The 687-nt window shown below is 59.2% G+C and carries 1 protein-coding gene; it reads left to right on the top strand.

Annotated elements, in window-relative coordinates:
* Nucleotides 1-4 precede the first annotated feature (4 nt).
* Nucleotides 5-532 carry an rRNA maturation RNase YbeY gene (gene ybeY / locus A3754_RS02985; RefSeq protein ID WP_063518809.1) on the top strand — a complete coding sequence of 176 codons (528 nt, stop codon included), beginning with the start codon at nt 5-7 and terminating at the stop codon, nt 530-532.
* The last annotated feature ends 155 nt before the right edge of the window (nt 533-687 follow it).

Below are 687 nucleotides of genomic sequence, written 5' to 3'. Positions count from 1 at the left end.
CGTCATGAGCGGGATACCGACACCGACCGTTGATATCCAGTGGGCCAGCGACGCCCCGGACGCCCCCGACGAACCCCATTTATGTGAATGGGTACGCCATGCGGCCATTGCCGCAGGAGGTGTGGTGGGCGACATTACCCTGCGCATCGTGGATGAAGACGAGATTCGCACCCTCAACCGTGACTACCGCGACAAGGACGCTCCCACCAATGTGCTGTCCTTTCCTTTTGACATGCCCGAGGGGCTGCCGGAAGGCGCGGTAGAACCGCTATTGGGAGACATCGTTATCTGCGACGCGGTGGTACGGCGCGAAGCCAGCGAACAGCACAAACCGCTGGATGCCCACTGGGCGCACATGGTCACCCACGGTGTGCTGCACCTGCTGGGTTATGATCATATTGACGATGACGATGCCCTCGTCATGGAAACCCTGGAAATCCGCGCCCTCGGTGAGCAAGGCTTTCCTGATCCTTACAGTCCTGTGCAGGAAGACAGCCAGGCGCAACCTGAAAACACGGAGTTTAATCCCTGATGTCGGACGATTTTTCGGATAACGGTACCAGCCGAAGTTGGTTGGAGCGTGTCGGCCAGTTTTTCTCACCCACTCCGGGCGACCGGAGCGAATTACTGGAACTGATGCGCTCCATGCGCGACACCCACATCATCGACGGCGACACCCTGGGCATC

The organism is Alcanivorax sp. HI0083, assembly GCF_001635175.1.
Note: the sequence above shows the minus strand (reverse complement) of the source record. Positions and strands in the feature narration are given on the sequence as shown.